Below are 15,085 nucleotides of genomic sequence, written 5' to 3' on the forward strand. Positions count from 1 at the left end.
TACATAGCTCGAACTATACCAGGCCAGTGCCCCGACAAAAATTCCGCTCCTTAACAGTCGCGGCTCGGATTTCTGGTGCACGATAAAGTAGATACAAACGCACGGAAACCGAGCCGCGACCGTGAGGGAGCGGAACAGTTTCTTTTAAATGACACGAGGCGGCAAAATTTCAATAAGCCTTCACCGGAGAAACAAAACCTGATGGCTTAAGTGCCCAGAGGGAGCAATCCAGATTTTGCAGAATGTTTTCTGCCGTATTCCCTATAATAAAGCCTGAGATGCCTGTTCTTGCTACGGTGCCCATGATTAAAATATCAATGTTCTTTTCTGTGAGGAGTGCAGGAATGATTTCGGTAGGTTTGCCTTTGATATGGAGGATATTGGGTTTATCCTCATCTATAACTGATTCCTGAATAAGTTTTTCCAGCTTGTTATAGCTAAGATTGCTTTCATCCATCACCATTTTATCCAGATCACCCGGAGTAATATCCATCAGGATGCTATTACGCAGATAATGTTCCAGGACGAAATCCCAGCAGGAGATAATGCTCAAAGTTCCCTTGCAGTGCTGGGTAAGTGAATAAGACAGGTTTAACAGTTCCAGCGCAAAATCATGACCAGCGGGTTCATCATCCTTAACATCAATTGCCACTGCTATATGTAATTTTTTAGTGTGCTTAAAAGGGCGATGTAAAAAGACAGGGCATGGGCATTTGCGCAGCAAAGCCATATCCAGAGCCTTAAAGCCCTTGCTGTCATGGGGTTCTACGGCTTTAATCAGCACATCATAAGAATGGCGGATCACGCGTTGAATAATAAGGATATCCGGTGTATCTCCAGCATCAATATCTACTTTTATCGCCATTCTGGTTTTGGCGGCAGCAATGGCCTTATTGATATTATCCACCAGAAACAGTTCATAGGATTTTTTATAATCATCATGAGAGCTGGGGAAAAGAGGATAGATAATCAGCACATCAAGCTTTGCCTTGTAATTTTTGGCAAGTTCTATGGCTGAGTGCAGGGCTTCTGTTTCATCATGAGTTCCATGACTGACAAATAAAATACTCTGGCATTCTTTCATGATGTTCTCCTTTTTATTCTGTTTGTAGCACCAGCAATCATGAATAACAGTTTATCTTAATATTAGCATAGCGATTGGTAAATATTGAATAGGTTGGTTCTCTGTGGAATTAACCGATCTACGTCGTCCTGAGCGCGTCTTTTTGCGCGAAGGATCTCCTGAAAGCGGCATGGTGCCAGTATTTGGAGATCCTTCGTGCAAAAAGACGCGCTCAGGACGACGTGGCTACGGACTGTGCCAACTCAGGTGTTATCTTTTAGTTATAATTTTCTTGCGCAGATAGAGCAAAAACGCAGGGGTTAGCATGATAAGAATGCCCAGAGAAAAGACCATACGAAAATGCGAGGCACCGCCCACATCCATGCTTTGCTCCGGTGGAATAAATCCGACAATCAGGGTAAGGGTGCATCCCAATAAACCCAGTATACAGGTCAGGTAATAACCCATTTTGCCTCCAGGTATGGCAAAGGGCCTTTTTACATCAGCAAATTTTCTTTTCAGATTCCATGCCGCGATGAACATCAGGACATACATCATAATATAGAGTTCAGTACTCAAATCAGTAAACAGCCAGTAAATCGCATTAACTGAAGGAAACAGCAAAAAGCCACTACACAGGCAAGTAACCAAAACTGCCTGCAAAATCAAAATACGCGAAGCCACGCCATGCTTGTTTAATTTACACATGGATTTAGGCAGAAAATCATGGTGCGCTGCCATTAACAAGCCTTTGGCAGGAGAAATAATCCAGTTAATCATACTGCCCAGACTGCCTAACAGAAGCAGGCCAACTAACAAAGGCATCAGGTAACTTAAATGATAAGCCTGGAAAAAGTTATCAAAAGCACGCATAACCCCATCGACCAGACTGATTTTTTCTTTTGGCAAAACGAAAGCAATAGCTAAAGAACCTAAAATCATGGTGAATAAAATCAGCAATACTGAGAAAAACATGGCTTTAGGAAAGTTCTTTTGTGGATCTTTAACATTGCGCACATGAACTGCTGCCAGTTCCATACCAAGGAAAGAAGTCATAATTGCGGTTAAAGACACCCAGGATTGGCTATCAGTCCATTGAGGGAGTAAATGAGACCAGCCCATGTTGATCGCAATGGGGTTCCCCTTAATGATCCAAATCACTGCGAGGAGAATAATAAACCCCATGGGCAAGATCATCCCCAGCATCGCACAGAACCCGGCAAAAGCAGCCGATGCCCTGAGGCCTGAAAGACCTACCAAAGTTAAAGACCAGAAAATGACTAAAATGACGCTGATTAGGTAGTATTTATTTTGCGCCAGTTCAGGGTTGATCAGATAAGCCATGGTACCTGCAATAAAAGACAGGATAGTGGGATACCAGACCAGGGTATTAATCCACTGCAGCCAAATGGTAAAAAAGGCGGTATTTTCCCCAAAGGCATGTTTCACCCAACTGTAAATACCTCCTTCCTCCTCAGACCAGGTTGAAGAAAGCTCAGCAGCGACTAATGCGACAGGGATTAAAAAGACAATGGCGGAAAAAATAAAGAAGAAAATCAAGGTAGAACCAAACAAGGCTGTGCCTGGTAAATTCCTGATGCTGTCAATTGCTCCTGTGATCAACAAGACTAAAGCGAGAACAGAAATTTTTTCAGACGACCAGTTTTTCATTGTTTCTTCTATTAGACAAAAAGATATACATTATATCTTCTTTTTCCAGGATTATGAATTCTTATTTGATTACACAATTTATATGTTGTTTTGTATCAAATTGAGCTATAATATACAATATATAAATTGTGGATTGAATTTAAGTGAATGGAAAAGAAGTCATAGCAATTCTAAAACAGCACGGTTGGCATCATACCTCTACGAGAGGTAGCCATTATAAAATGGAGAAAGAGGGATTTCGATCTGTACCTGTTCCAGTTCATGGCACAAGAGATTTGGGAGTTTGAAGGCCATTGAAAAGCAAACCGGTGTAAAATTAACTTAGAGGTGAGTTATGAAAGATATTCTTGATTTAACTTATGGGGCAAAAGTAGAGCCTGATGGCAATGGGTTTTTGGTTACTTTTCGTGACATTGAGAATGCGTTTACTTATGGCGAAACTTTAGAAGAAGCCATATTTAATGCTCAGGAAGTATTGGATTTAATGCTTTTGGACAGATTGGAAAAAAATGAAGAAATTATATTACCCACTGCTTTTAAAAATGGAGAGTTAGCTATTGCAGTAAGCCCTGAAGTGGCTGCTCCTGCATTGCTTCATATAATCAGAGAGCAAAACAATCGCACTATGGCTGATGTGGCAAGAACCATGGGAGTATCTTACCAGAGTTACCAACGTTTGGAGTCTGGAAAGAATTTGACAATGCGTAGCTTAAAGAAAGCGGCATCAGCACTAGGTTCTATAGTAGAAATAAGATTACGTAAAATAGTAATTTAATCGTTAATACAGCACCGTAGCTCGGTTTGCTTGCAACCGGGATCGGTACATGGATATGCTTTCCCGGCTGCAAGCAGGCCGGGCTACGGCATTGTGCTTTATCCAAAACTCTTCCATTAATAACAGATCCACGTCGTCCTGAGCGCGTCTTTTGGCGCGAAGGATCTCCTCAACGTGGCATGGTGCTAAATACTTGGAGATCCTTCGCGCCAAAAGACGCGCTCAGGACGATGTGGATCGGCTACAAAGCGACGAAATCCGCAGCTGGGTAGCCCTGTTGCCGGGTTACTCATCTATCCATTCTTATACCCATCTTTACATGCAGGTGACTTCAACACGCCATCCTTTTTAAGTTCCCATTCTTCCGCGGTATACAAATGCATGCTCAAGGCATGTAAACCTGTGGTAAACTCGGCTTTTAACAGATCATTCACCAGCCTATGCCTTGCAACCCGGCTTAAATCTTTAAATTGGGCTGAAACAGCCGTCACTTTAAAATGGGTTTGCGCACCTTCTGGTACATGATGATTTCCCGATTCATCTTCCACGTTTAAAAAGACAGGGGAAAGATGGATGCTTAATTGCTCTTCTATGCGTTCTTTTCGGGACATGATTAACTCGGTTGACTTAGGATAAACAGCAAATTATACGCTTTTGATCACTGCTTGTCATATGACCTAAGTCGCGTCACGATGTGACAAAAATTGTCATATTGTAACTAATTGGGTCTTTTTGTCGTTTATACTGTGGCTCACACTGGATGAATCATTATAACTGTTTTTCTTCATTCAGGGGCTTTGGCGATTCGAATTTTGCCGGGAGTTTCCAAAAAGAATAGGGGGCTTTTTAAAATATTGTGTTGCAGTTAGTAATGAGACCGGGACAACAAATACTGGTATTTCTTACATTAATTCAGTAAGTTATAACCAAGATAAGGAGTATAATTCCGAAAATAGTTCTGATTTTATATTGATCTTTTTGCGAATATTTTTATCTTTAGAGAACAAAATAGCCTAATTGGCATTTCACTTGCATAGCATAAATTGTAATTAAACTTCGGAGACAGCCATGAGACAAAAGGGTTTTACATTAATCGAACTGATGATTGTGGTAGCCATTATTGGTATTCTTGCTGCAATTGCTATTCCTGCTTACCAGGACTACACCATTAGAGCAAGGGTTACAGAAGGTTTGAACCTGGCTTCATCAGCTAAACTGGCTGTATCTGAAACAGCCATTACTAACAACGCATTGCCAACAACACAAGCTGAAACTGGTTATGTTTCTCCAGCTGCTACAGATAACGTTACTTCAATTGTTGTTGGTGCAGGTGGTGATATTACGATTACTTATACTGCAGCAGCAGGTGGTGGAACCATTATTATGGATCCAACATTGCAAGCTAATGGTGATGTGACTTGGGATTGTACTGGCGGTACTTTATTAGCTAAATATCGTCCAGCAAGTTGCAGATAACAGATAGCTGTAACTCTCAAACCGCCCTTAAGGGCGGTTTTTTATTTTGTGGGGTCAGGCTAAGTACTTAAAATATGGCAGGAGACATGCCATTAAGTAAAGGAAAAAATATATAAAAAACTGTAGCCTTGATGCAGCGACAGCGCTGAGTGATCCTCTCATATTGAGTACCACTCAGAACTATGCAGGATCGCCTTTCCCTCTCCGGGGGAAGGTGCCCGACAGGGCGGATGGGGGATCAAAAAAGGAGTTTCTATCAAATAGGCCATGTTATTTTAGACTTTTTTACCTTAAATAAGTTCTCTTTTTGATCCCCCCACCCACCCTGTCGGGCCACTGCCATTAAGTTATGGAGTTCCGCCGTCCCGCGGCTTGTCCGCGGGATCCAGGAATCTCATTCCGAACTTAGATCTCTGGATACCGCGGACAAGCCGCGGTACGGCGGAGTAGCGCTTAACTTAATGGCAGTGTCGTAGCCCGTATTAGCGGAGCGTAATACGGGAAGTTGCCACTTCGATCCTGTATTACGCTCCGCTAATACAGGCTACAAACTCTGGATCCCGCGGACAAGCCGCGGGACGGTGTAGGTCTTTCGTTCATACCAACACAGTTGGCATCATATATGCCTTATAAATAGTAAATACCGGGCTCGAGATTAATATGATAGCTAAAGGCTTTACTCTGATAGAGCTGATGATAGTAGTAGCTATCATTGGATTGCTGGCTGCTATCGCCATACCGGCTTATCTTGATTACAGCATCAGAGCACGTGTTTCAGAAGGCTTTAACATGGCCTTTCCTGCCCAGTTAGCCGTTGCAGAAACCACTTTTGATAACAGTTCTTTTCCTGCTTCACAGGCAGAAACAGGTTATATCTCTCCAGCAGCGACACCCAATGTCGCTTCAATAACCATTGGGGCCCAGGGCATTATTACCATCACCTACACTCCCAATGCTGGTGGTGGCACCATTCTTCTTGTTCCCGCCCTCGATCCTGTCAGAGCCTTAACCTGGGACTGTAAGGGCGGCACTCTGGCCAGCAAATACAGGCCTGCTATTTGTCGGCCTTAATGTCATTATGTCCTTCAGTAACTAAAACTTGTCCTTTATTAACCAGATAACTTGATCATCTAAAGACTATAATGCCTTAATTTTAGTCTTTGGATGATTTTGATGCATTTTTCCCTGTCCCTTCGTGATTTTATTTCCCAGACAAATGATGTTCTGCCAGAAAACGTACATCTTAAAGGTGGTATTGATTCCGAAACTATTCAAAAGCTAAAGAAAAAATCGGCAAAAGGGGTAAAAAATCTGACCTTTACCGGTTTGCACTTTGAAAATGAAGCGGCAATGACCGCCTGTGTTGAATTTATCTATTCCTGTTGGGGCTTGCAGTTTTTGGAAATCGACTTAAGTTACATTAACGATCTGGCGACACTTCAAAGAATGGCCTTATTATTGAAACAAGTCCATATAATTCCAGTGATGCATTTATTGAATCTGCGCCAGGATTGTCCTGAACTGGTAGATGCCGCGGAAAATAAGGCAGCCATACTCAACATTTCCCCCAATAATAAATCTCATCAAGACTTGGCGTTTGGCTTGAATTATATAAAAAATCTGGAAGACCATACTCTGGCTATTTATATGTATCATGAACTGTTGGGAACAGGCAATGCAGAGTGGGCAGGTACTATAAAGCGTGAGCTGTGTCTACGTTATATTAAAACGGGAGATTTGGTTGCGGCAAGCCAATACATGGCTCATGAGAACTGGTGGTTAAAGGATGAGGAGCGCACGCGTGAGGATAAAGAAACTCAGCGTGTGATAATCAGGCACAGAGCTCCCTTTGTAAAAATGGCTTCTTCTTTTGATTCAGAAACTACTTATTGGAGCTATTATCTGTTTTTAGCCACACGTCATTTTCTCGAGCTAAGCGCTGAGGAACGTGTAGCAATTGAACGCGAGGCAAGAGCTTTTTTCTTGCCTGATGCCAATGATCAAACGTTCAGAATTGTAGCTTTGGAAGAAATACAACAGGTTTTATCCGAAGTTTTAAAAGCAGATCCTTTAAATCTTACCTGCCGCATTATTCAAAGAAAATTACCTTTTTATAGTCCACAGCAAATACTTCGCATTGGCGAGCATCCTCTTTTAAAGAAGAGATTTGAAGCGGTGTTTGGCACCTCACGTCTCGTATCAGTTACAACCTTACTGGATCAGAGTGATGCCAGGGGTTCCCTGTTAACCTCTTTAAATAAACCCATTAGTGCACCTGACGCAGATTTTTATAAGCTTGCAGAGGTGCCTCTTGCTGAATCACCAGAAAAGATCCTGTTACGAAAGGTTAACGATCATATGAAGAGGATGGCGGCACAATTTTCACTGCTTGCTGATCCAGAACTATCGGAAGATAAAATAGCTGCTTTTGCTTTCGCCCGTTATTCCAACCTTATAGCGAAACAATTTAGCGAAGTAGCCGTTATGCTTTTTGGCATGTGTCCAGGTTCTGCAGATATTGATATTTTATATCATACGATAATCAGCCTTTGTCTGAAAAAGGCGGGCTTTCCGGAAATGCTTATGGAATATAAAGCCAATACCCCGGAAGAGTTAGCACTTTTTTTGCAAAAAAATACGAATTTAATTAAAGTTACTATTGAATGTAAGTGTAATGATAACAGCATTGCATCTTACTTGTCCCATTTACAAGGACATAAAACTTTAGTAAGTCTGCGCGTTGTCGGTAAACACCACCATGGGAGTAATAATCTCTTTTTGGATATAGCGGAGTTTCTCAATAAAAATCCTAATGTAAAAGATGTTTCTATGAAATTAGCTAAAAGTCATTTGCCTGTTTGTATTGGTACTTCTTTTCGTGAAGACCAATCAGTGGTGATATCTTACAAATATGAGTACTTATGGAACGAGTTTACTACGAAAAGTCGCACTATTACTGGCACGTTGCCTTGCCTGCACTCCGAATTAAATTCAGAAAACATCCATCATTTGCTGCATCCCCAAAATTCGGTATCGATTGACCACAAAGCGTTGAGCGCGGCCTTTGCTCAGAACGGCCAACTGATACTTTCGCTGTATTGGATGTTCAAAACGCAAGCCCGGGATGTTGATTTAATATCAAACCTTGCTCCTGCAATTCTGGCATTGCCTCCTGAGTCTCGTGCAGCTCTTTTTGGTTCGAACAAGGACGGATTCAAATTTCTTTTTTATCATTGCATGTCACTTGACTCCGCCAATCTTAAAAAGCTAAGTGATATTGCAGGGATTAAACAGTGCTACGCTATGTTGGTTTATTCCAGATTTGATTTTTCAGATACTATAGAACTCATTACTTTGCCTGTGTTACAACAAGAATTTGCTGATTTTCTAAGTCGCTCGCCAGACCTTTCCGACAATGATGTGTGTTTATTTAGATTGTTTCTGGATGCAGTTGATAAAATGAGTGTAATGGAGTTCAGGGTGATTGCAAGCATGCTCAAGGATAAATTTCCCGCAATTCCTTTGACCAAAAACTCAATAGTAATTGAGAGTTTATTGGCTCATGCAGATGAATTAAAAGACAATGTACCTGCCTCACCAGATGATGTCGTTGCGTGTGTTGTTGCTTTATTGGATAAGCCTTCTTATTCCTGTGCTGAACAGAAAAAGAGTTTAGGGACAAAGATAGAAGAGGGCTTGAAAGTACGCTTACAAAAAGAATTTTCCTGGTTTGACAGGCTTTATTCACATTACAAAAAAGGCCTGTTGTATGTTAGGAAAACTCAGGATGAAAAACTGGACCTTTTGCAGCAAAGTATTCATATAACTCCATTTGTGCATTATTGTGCGCATACCATTATGTGGCATGTAGTCAGAGATATCATGATGGACCTATCATTAAAAATGGGGCTAAATCCCGCTTCAACTGAATTTGAGGATTTGGTCGAAGCACTAGCTTTGAGCATGAGGAATAGTTTAACCGGTGAGTCTTCTAAAGATCCCATTTTTATCCTGGAGAAAAACATGTATCACGGGCAGGTGATGTGAGACCGATCCCCGAGCCACGTCGTCCTGAGCGCGTCTTTTTGCGTGAAGGACCTCCAAATGCTGGCACTGTGCCGATTTCAGGAGATCCTTCGCGCAAAAAGACGCGCTCAGGACGACGTGGATCGGGTTACGAATCGGAGTGAGGGGTAGCCCGGTTGCTCGCAACCGGGATCGGTACTTACTTCAGCTTTTTCTCAACCAATTGATTTTTCAATCGGACATAATCCGGCATACCATTAACATAAGTCGGATACGCTTCACCCTGAATTAAAGGCGCTAAATAACGACGGCATGCCTCCGTTATTCCCATACCGTCTTCGGCAATATACTCCGCGGGCATTGCCTTTTCCTGATTGGCTACATCGGCTAAAGGAACCTGGCCTATAGACCATTGATAAGGCTCATCCTGTTCACGGATAATGATGGGCATAATCGCATTATGGCCTTTAACCGCATATTCCACTGCTGCTTTGCCCAGAGCATAAGCCTGATCCACATCCACCTGCGAGGATATGTGACGAGCAGCGCGCTGCAGATAATCCGCAACAGCCCAATGATACTTATATCCTAGCTCCGCTTTAATTAACTGGGCAATCACCGGTGCAACACCGCCTAATTGTGCATGGCCAAAAGCATCACGCAAGCCGGCGTCACTTAAAAATTTGCCTTCGCTATTACGAATCCCTTCCGATACAACCACCACGCAATAACCAAAAGAGTTCACGCACTCAGAGACTTTCTTCAGGAATTTTTCAGGATTAAACGTCACTTCAGGTAATAAAATGATATGCGGAGGTTCGGAACGATCTTGTCCTGCCAAAGCACTGGCTGCTGCAATCCATCCGGCATGACGTCCCATCACTTCAAGAATAAATACTTTGGTAGACGAAGCGGCCATGGAAGCCACATCAAAACCTGCTTCCTTTGTTGAAATAGCAACGTATTTGGCCACAGAACCAAAACCTGGACATGCATCTGTAAAGGGGAGATCGTTGTCTACAGTCTTAGGGATTCCGATGCAGGTAATAGGATAACCCATGGTCTTACCCAATTGAGATACTTTATGTGCCGTATCCTGCGAATCGCCACCGCCGTTGTAGAAGAAATAACCGATATTATGCGCTTTGAAGACTTCAATTAAACGCTGGTATTCATCGCCATCATTTTTTAATTTATAACGGCAGGAACCGAAGGCTCCAGAAGGAGTTTGCATTAATTTGGCAATATCGGCATCAGATTCCAAAGAGGTATCAATGAGCTCTTCGTTCAAAGCGCCTATAATGCCATTTTTCGCTGCATAGACAGTGCCTATCTGCTCAGGATACAGCTTCGCTGTTTGGATGACCCCACAGGCTGAGGCATTAATTACAGCGGTTACACCGCCGGATTGGGCGTAGATTGCATTTTTAACTGTCATTTTTTCTCCACATGAATTTTTGTTTTTAAATCTACCTGGATTCTGTAGCCTGTATTAGCGAAGCGTAATACAGGAAAGTGCCACTTCGATCCTGTATTACGCTTCGCTAATACAGGCTACAAAAGAATTAACTACAAATTACTTGTAAGATCTGCGCAGGATCGCCCCTCCACCTCAGGGGGAGGGTGCCCGACAGGGTGGGTGGGGGGATTAAAAAGTAATCATTCCTTGAAGAATCAAAATAATTTAAACTTGTTAAAAATGTAAAACACTCTTTTAATCCCCCCATCCGCCCTGTCGGGCACCTTCCCCCGGAGGGAGAAGGCGATCCTGCGTTGCTCATACTGGTTATTCGCATCCTTCCCGTACTATGTATACTGATTCTCATACTCACTAATTACCGCATCAATACTCTGCATTAATTCTGCAAAAACACCGGCCAGATCATCGGCTTTTGCCGTATGTAGAGCCAGTTTTTCCAATTGCATGACTTTCTTTTGTAACAAGGGCACGCCACAAAAACAGCAAGCGCCATGGAGCTTATGGGCGAGGCTGCCTAAGCCTTGAACGTCTTTATCATGCATTAACTGGAGAAACTCTTCCCGGTTTTTATAAAGTTCTTCGATAAACTTGGCAAGAAACTCTTCAGCCAAGGCCTGATTGCCTGAAACCTTTTGTACACACAATTGCCAATCAATAGCCGCATGCGCTGCCTTATCCGCAATACGCAGGATTTGAATCAGCAATTGTTTTTCATCAATAGGCTTTTGCAGGCAAAAATCTATACCCGATTTTTTCAAGTCCATGCTGCTCAAGTCGCTGCTGTTGGCGCTGATCAATACAATTGGGGTATGCTTGTTCAGTAATGATTGCTGACGAATCATTTTTGCGGCATCAAGGCCATTAATTTTTGGCATTTGCAGATCAAGCAGAATCAGATTAAATTTTTTGTCATTGCAGACTGCTACAGCCATTTTGCCATCATCAACGGACATCACTGCAGCGTTGTCACCCAAAAGCGAATGCAACAACATTTTGTTAACCGGATTATCTTCTGCAATCAGCAGTTCAGGGTGCAAAAAGCGCAGTTGCTCTCGCAAACCATCCAGCTCGTGATTTACTGTTTTGGCTGAATTGTCTTTATCGTTCAGCGACTCAATCAGATCCTGTAATTTTTGGATGCTGATAGGCTTATACAAAAAGCCTTGTGCACCCAAAGCTTCATAATCATTAATGGGCCATTTGGAAATGAGCACATAAGGAATATGATTGTGTTTGGCAATTAATTCAGCCACCTGATGTTCACAACCCTGATTCACATTGATAAAGGCAATTTTACAGTCTTTATTTTTATCCAGAGCCTGGGGTAATTTATTGAATAAACTTACTGAAATGCATTCGATGCCCCAATAACCCAAACCATTGCACAAGGCTTCGAGATGCAGGGGATTATCATCAAAGCAGAGTATTTTTAAATGGGCGAAGCGATGCGTCTGATTTTTTTCGATTTCATAGGCCAGCAGTTTTTCAACCTTGATACGGGCAGAAAAAGTCGAACCTTTATTGAGTTCACTGGTCAGGCTGATACGGCCGTGCATTTCTTCACAGAGTTTTTTACAAATAACCAAACCCAAACCCGAGCCGCCGTAGCGTCTGGTAATGCTAGTATCTGCCTGGTTAAAGGCGGTAAACAGTTTGGTTTGATCTTCTGGCGAAATACCTATACCTGTATCGCTGATATTGAACAGAAGGGTGTAATCCTTATCGGTTTCCTGCTCGATTTTAGTGCGAATTAACACATAGCCATGGTCAGTAAATTTCACTGCATTGGTGATGAGATTGCTGATAATCTGTTTTATTCGGAAGGGGTCGCCAAGAATGGTTCTTGGAACATTAATGTCAGTAACCGGAATTAAATCTATCCCTTTCTTATGTGCTGCCGGACTGGCAAGAGCCAAAACCTCATCAATGCAGGCACGAATATCCAGGGGAATACAATCCAGATGCAATTTACCGGCATCAATTTTGGAGAAATCGAGGATGTCGTTAATGATTCCCAACAGATCCTGTGCTGAGGACTTAATCGTTTTCACATAATCAAGCTGCAGCGGATCCAGTTTGCTTTCCAGCAAGACATTGGTAAAGCCAATGACACCATTCATCGGGGTGCGGATTTCATGACTCATATTGGCAATGAATTCTGACTTTTGCCGGCTTTTCTCTTCGGTCTTTTTCTTTTCCAGTGACAGTTCTATGTTTTTTTCTTCGAGAAGTTCGAGGCTTTGTTGTAAATCTTCAGTGGCTACTTCAATATGGTGATTTAAATCTTTAATGGTGCTTAAATATTTTTTCTGTAAATGGGCACAACCTTTTTCTATCGTTCCCAATTCCCCCTGGCTGTTTACCCTGATTTCCGTTTCAAATTCATTGCTTAAAATTTGTTTCATACTGCGGCGTAATCTGGAAATAGGCAAATAGATGCGCTTTGACAGGAAGTAATGAATAGTCAATCCCATCAGCAAGCCAAACAAGGTAATAAAAATAGTGACTATCATCATCTGGTAACGCTTGATAAGCATGGATTGGGTATCAATATCTATAGACAACCAACCGAGAATATCGTCTGCCTGAAAGGCTACCGGGCTGGGTATGTGTTTAAAAAGAGTATTGGAGTAGAGGTTAAATTTGGGAATGGTAATGGGGGCGATAAAATTAATGGTAAAGGGATCGATTTGTTTGCTTTCAATATAATCCCCAGTGAAATCCGGCGGATTAAAGGGTTTATGGATGGAATGTTTTCCCCCGCGATAAGCAAGTAATTGTCCGCTGGCATTATAAAAAGCAAGGGCTTTGACTTCGGGGTTAATGGTTGAGGCATTAATCAAACCTTGCAAGGTGCGGTCATCATGGCGTAATAAAGCAAATTGCGCCGCGGGAAGCAGCTGCCTTATGTAGGCTTCTCCCAAACGGGACATGTGCTGTTTTAAATCCTTGCCGAATTGGCCATTGTAAAACACGGCAAATAAGAGGGCGACCAGAAAGGCCGGGATCAGGGTTGTAATTCTAAGCTGATATTTTATGCCAATACTTTTCAATGGGAATCTTTGCGTTGCTGGTAAAGTCAGCTATTATAGCCCGATTATTTTATAGCTTACAACGGAAGATATCATGACTGTACGAACTCGATTTGCTCCCAGCCCCACTGGTTTTTTACACGTAGGAGGGGTGCGAACTGCTTTATTTTCCTGGCTGTATGCTAAACGCCATAAAGGCCAGTTTGTATTGCGTATAGAGGACACGGACAGAGAGCGTTCAACACAAGAGTCAGTGCAGGCAATTCTTGATGGCATGGCCTGGCTGGGGCTGGATTATGATGAAGGTCCAATTTACCAGACTGACCGGTACGCCCGTTATAATGAAGTAGCAGAGCAATTTTTACAGGAAGGTAAAGCCTATCGCTGTGAATGCAGTAAAGAACGTCTTGAAGCTTTGCGTGAAAGCCAGATGGCAGCAAAAGAAAAGCCTCGTTATGATGGCCATTGCCGCAATAAAAACCTACCTGCCGGGGATGCGCCTTTTGTCATTCGTTTTAAAAATCCTGACAGCGGTATTGTGTCTTTTAAAGATGAAGTCTATGGTGACATTCACGTGGATAATAATGAACTGGATGATTTGATTCTGGTTCGTTCAGACGGTCATCCTACTTATAATTTCGCTGTGGTTATTGATGATTTGGATATGAAGATTACCCATGTTATTCGCGGTGATGATCACATTAATAATACGCCAAGGCAGATTAATCTGTTTAAAGCCTTGAATGCGCCTATTCCGACCTTTGCTCATTTGCCTATGATTTTGGGGGATGATGGCAAGCGTTTGTCCAAACGACATGGTGCAGTGAGTGTGTTGCAATTCAGGGAAGCCGGGGTTTTACCGCATGCGCTGTTAAATTATCTGGTACGTTTGGGCTGGTCTCATGGGGATCAGGAAATTTTCAGCCGCGATGAGATGATCTCCTGTTTTGATTTGAAAAACGTTAGCCGTGGGGTGTCCAGTTTTAACTACGATAAGTTGTATTGGTTAAATCAGCATTATCAGAAAAGTGATTCGCCTGAATCTGTCGCACAAGCCTTGCTCTGGCAATTTGAACTTATTGGTATTGATGTGAAGAATGGTCCCGCTTTAAGTGATTTGGTTGCGGTTCAGGCTGAGCGCTGTAAAAATCTGGCGGAAATGTGTCAGATGAGCCTTTATTTTTATATCGAAAACATTGAATACGATGTGGATGCGGTGAAAAAGCATTTACGCCCTGTAGTGCTTGAGCCTTTAACAGCACTTTATGAGCGGTTTAACAGTCTTGAGCTCTGGGAAAAAGATGCGATTCAGGAATGCATTAATGATGTGAGCGCACAGTTCGACATGAACATGGGCAAGATAGCCCAGCCTTTACGGGTCGCCGTAACCGGTGCAGGCATGTCACCCTCAATCGATATGACCCTGGCTCTTTTAGGCAAAGCAAAAGTGATAAGCCGCATGGCAGAAGCCCTGGATATCATCAGAACACGAGCCGGCAGCGTGTAAGAACAATCCCGGTTGCAAGCAGTTGTCTTTTCCTCACTGCACGTCGTCCTTCGCG

11 protein-coding genes are annotated in these 15,085 nt (G+C 42.6%); 6 read left to right on the forward strand and 5 right to left on the reverse strand.

All coding sequences use genetic code 11. The annotated features are described in order from the left end of the window. Positions 1–169: 169 nt before the first annotated feature. Positions 170–1,084: a universal stress protein gene (locus B094_RS0100365; RefSeq protein WP_018575804.1), complete on the reverse strand. Its 915-nt coding sequence runs from the start codon at positions 1,082–1,084 to the stop codon at positions 170–172. A gap of 249 nt (positions 1,085–1,333) precedes the next feature. Beyond that, on the reverse strand, positions 1,334–2,734 hold the full coding sequence (locus tag B094_RS0100370) for an APC family permease (protein ID WP_018575805.1): 1,401 nt from the start codon (positions 2,732–2,734) through the stop codon (positions 1,334–1,336). Between the two features lie 143 nt (positions 2,735–2,877). On the opposite strand from B094_RS0100370, the gene B094_RS17680 reads away from it, so the two are divergent. Both B094_RS17680 and B094_RS0100375 read left to right on the forward strand, forming a co-directional pair. Further along, the gene (locus B094_RS17680) at positions 2,878–3,021 is read left to right on the forward strand and encodes a type II toxin-antitoxin system HicA family toxin (RefSeq protein WP_202814224.1); all 144 of its coding nucleotides are present in this window, start codon (positions 2,878–2,880) and stop codon (positions 3,019–3,021) included. A gap of 47 nt (positions 3,022–3,068) precedes the next feature. Next, positions 3,069–3,509, forward strand: a complete 441-nt coding sequence (locus B094_RS0100375; protein WP_018575806.1) for a type II toxin-antitoxin system HicB family antitoxin — start codon at positions 3,069–3,071, stop codon at positions 3,507–3,509. A gap of 293 nt (positions 3,510–3,802) precedes the next feature. Here B094_RS0100375 and B094_RS0100380 read toward each other — a convergent pair whose 3' ends face one another. Beyond that, on the reverse strand, positions 3,803–4,120 hold the full coding sequence (locus tag B094_RS0100380; protein ID WP_018575807.1) for a BolA family protein: 318 nt from the start codon (positions 4,118–4,120) through the stop codon (positions 3,803–3,805). Between the two features lie 457 nt (positions 4,121–4,577). Here B094_RS0100380 and B094_RS0100385 point away from each other — a divergent pair, with 457 nt between their 5' ends. From B094_RS0100385 to B094_RS0100395, 3 genes are all read left to right on the forward strand, one after another. Further along, complete coding sequence (locus B094_RS0100385; protein ID WP_018575808.1) at positions 4,578–4,985, forward strand: pilin; 408 nt, start codon at positions 4,578–4,580, stop codon at positions 4,983–4,985. A gap of 660 nt (positions 4,986–5,645) precedes the next feature. Continuing rightward, on the forward strand, positions 5,646–6,056 hold the full coding sequence (locus B094_RS0100390; RefSeq protein WP_018575809.1) for a pilin: 411 nt from the start codon (positions 5,646–5,648) through the stop codon (positions 6,054–6,056). A 102-nt stretch (positions 6,057–6,158) separates the two neighbouring features. Continuing rightward, entirely contained in the window at positions 6,159–9,032 is a 2,874-nt protein-coding gene (locus tag B094_RS0100395) for a hypothetical protein (protein WP_018575810.1), read from the forward strand. A gap of 178 nt (positions 9,033–9,210) precedes the next feature. On the opposite strand, the gene B094_RS0100400 is transcribed toward B094_RS0100395, so the two are convergent. Together B094_RS0100400 and letS are read right to left on the reverse strand one after the other, a co-directional pair. Then, complete coding sequence (locus B094_RS0100400) at positions 9,211–10,449, reverse strand: 6-phosphofructokinase (RefSeq protein ID WP_018575811.1); 1,239 nt, start codon at positions 10,447–10,449, stop codon at positions 9,211–9,213. A gap of 368 nt (positions 10,450–10,817) precedes the next feature. Then, entirely contained in the window at positions 10,818–13,544 is a 2,727-nt protein-coding gene (letS, locus tag B094_RS0100405) for a two-component system sensor histidine kinase LetS (protein ID WP_018575812.1), read from the reverse strand. Positions 13,545–13,617: 73 nt separating this feature from the next. Between letS and gltX the strand changes: the two genes are divergently transcribed. Next, positions 13,618–15,030, forward strand: coding sequence for a glutamate--tRNA ligase (gltX, locus tag B094_RS0100410; RefSeq protein WP_018575813.1), 1,413 nt, complete (start codon positions 13,618–13,620; stop codon positions 15,028–15,030). Positions 15,031–15,085 lie beyond the last annotated feature (55 nt).

It is taken from the genome of Legionella shakespearei DSM 23087, from assembly GCF_000373765.1.
GTDB lineage: Bacteria > Pseudomonadota > Gammaproteobacteria > Legionellales > Legionellaceae > Legionella > Legionella shakespearei.